1 protein-coding gene is annotated in these 2,572 nt (G+C 68.8%); it reads left to right on the plus strand.

Annotated elements, in window-relative coordinates; all coding sequences use genetic code 11:
- Window positions 1-353: 353 nt before the first annotated feature.
- Window positions 354-2,453, plus strand: coding sequence for a glycosyl hydrolase family 18 protein (locus ACVOKU_RS18520; protein ID WP_481560590.1), 2,100 nt, complete (start codon window positions 354-356; stop codon window positions 2,451-2,453).
- Window positions 2,454-2,572 lie beyond the last annotated feature (119 nt).

Here is a 2,572-nt window from a genome sequence, read left to right on the forward strand (position 1 = left end):
GTGCCCCCCCGCTCTCTACTCTTTTCCCCCCCCCCCCCCCCCCCCCCCCCCCCCCCCCCCCCCCCAACTCCCATAAATCCGCTGTAAGCGCCCCCCCCCCAGCCACGAAGGGGCTCCGCCGCTGGCCGCCGACCGCGCGCCAGCGCGCTCCGCCCGAATCCCGGAACCATGCGCTTGCTCACGGATTGACCACGCAATTGATGACAACGTTGTCCCCACCTGGTGCCGGACTCTCTCCCCGGCCTCCCAGGTGCCTCCGTCCGGCCCCTCCCGTCGCCTTCCCCGGCGACGCCCGGACCTGCGTCACGCGCGGCGCCATCGGGGCCCGCGCGCCCTTTGATCGGAGACACACCATGTACGACCCGATTGTGCGCAGTGCCGAACGTTCCACCCGAAGCTGTCGTCCCCGCCGCCTGGCCTGGCTGCTTGCCCTGGCCGCCGGTGCCGCCAGCCTGCCGGGCCTGGCCCAGGCCGCCAGCTGTGCCGGCGTGGCCGAATGGGACCAGGCCAAGATCTATCGCGCCGGCGACACCCTGCAGAAGGGCGGCGTGCTGTACCGGGCAAACCAGGACATCTGGAACGCCCCGCCAGACCATCCGGCCGGTGCGCCCTACTACACCAACCTCGGTGCCTGCGATGGCGGCGGCGTCAACCAGCCTCCCGTGGTCAGCCTGACCTCACCGGCCAATGGCGCAACCTTCAGCGCCGGCAGCACCATCAACGTCACCGCCAACGCCAGCGACCCGGACGGCAGCGTCAGCAAGGTGGAATTCTTCCGCGACGGCAGCTCGATCGGCGTGGATACCAGCGCTCCCTACAGCGCCAGCTGGGCCAATGCCAGCGCCGGCAGCCACACCCTGCGCGCGGTGGCCACCGACAACAACAACGCCACCACCAGCACCCCGACCATCACCATCACCGTCAACGCTGCCAGCGGCGATACCACCGCACCCAGCGTGCCCGGCGGACTGGCGGTGGGCACCCGGACCGCCAGCAGCATCGCGCTGAGCTGGAGTCCGTCCACCGACAACACCGGTGGCAGCGGTGTGGCCGGTTACGATGTGTACCGCAACGGCAGCCTGGTCGGTTCTCCGTCCAGCACCAGCTACGTCGATGGCGGCCTGACCGCATCCACCACCTACCGCTACCGCGTGCGGGCCCGCGACAACGCCGGCAATGCGTCCGCCCAGGGCACGGAAATCAGCGCCACCACCCTGGCCGGCGACGGCGGCGGCACCGGCAAGCGGGTCATCGGCTACTTCACCCAGTGGGGCATCTACGGCCGCAACTACCGGGTGAAGAACATCGACAGCAGCGGTTCCGCCGCGCGGCTGACCCACATCAACTACGCCTTCGGCAACGTGCGCAACAACCGCTGCGAAGTGGGCGTGACCCAGCCGTCGGATCCGAACAGCGGCGCCGGTGGCGATGCGTTCGCCGATTACACCAAGGCCTTCAGCGCCGCCGAGAGCGTCAGTGGCAGCGCCGATACCTGGGACCAGCCGCTGCGCGGCAACTGGAACCAGCTCAAGCAGCTCAAGGCCAAGCATCCGGGCCTGAAGGTGCTGATCTCGCTGGGTGGCTGGACCTGGTCGCGTGGATTCTCCAGCGCGGCCCGTCCGGAGAACCGCCAGGCCTTCGTCGCCTCCTGCATCGACGCCTACATCAAGGGCAACCTGCCGGTGACCGACGGTGCCGGCGGCACGGGCGCAGCACTGGGCGTGTTCGACGGCATCGACATCGACTGGGAATACCCCGTGGCCTGCGGCATCGAGTGCGGCAAGCCCGAGGACAACGCCAACTTCACCGCGCTCATGGCCGAGTTCCGCCGCCAGCTCGATGCGGTGCGTCCGGGCCTGCTGCTGACCGTGGCGGTGGGTGCCGGCATCGACAAGATCCGTGTCACCGACCCGGCGGCGTATCACCCGTACCTGGACTACATCAACGTGATGACCTACGACTTCCACGGTGCGTGGGATGCAAGGACCAATCACCAGTCGGCGCTGTTCGATTCGCCGAATGATCCATCCACCGGCGACCAGAAGCTGTACAACAGCAACGACGCCATCGAGGCCTTCATCAGCCGGGGCGTGCCGGCCGCCAAGCTCAACCTGGGCATCGGCTACTACGGACGTGGCTGGACGGGCGTGGCCAATGCCAACAATGGCCTGTACCAGACCGCCTCAGGCGCCGCACCGGGCACCTATGAGGCCGGCATCGAAGACTGGAAGGTACTGAAGAACCTGGCCTGGCCGGGCTACACCGACAACACCGCCGGCGCCACCTGGATCTACAACGGCAGCACGCTGTGGAGTTTCGACACTCCGGCCAACATCACCCGCAAGATGGGCTACGTGAAGGCCCAGGGCCTGGGCGGCGCGTTCGTCTGGGAATTCAGTGGTGACGATGCGCAGGGCACGCTGACCAAGGCCGTCAGCGATGGTCTGAAGTAAGGCAAAGGCCGGGGGCGCCGCGCGCCCCCGGCCTTGACCGGATGAGGCATCCGCCGGGGGATTGCCCGCGCGACCCGGGGGGGGGGGGGTGCTCCGGGGCCAGCACCGCCCGCAAAAAC

It is taken from the genome of Stenotrophomonas sp. STEN147, from assembly GCF_056757995.1.

Coding starts and splice junctions, on each gene's coding strand:
- ACVOKU_RS18520 (WP_481560590.1), top strand. CDS start 354: ATGTACGACCCGATTGTGCGCAGTGCCGAACGTTCCACCCGAAGCTGT.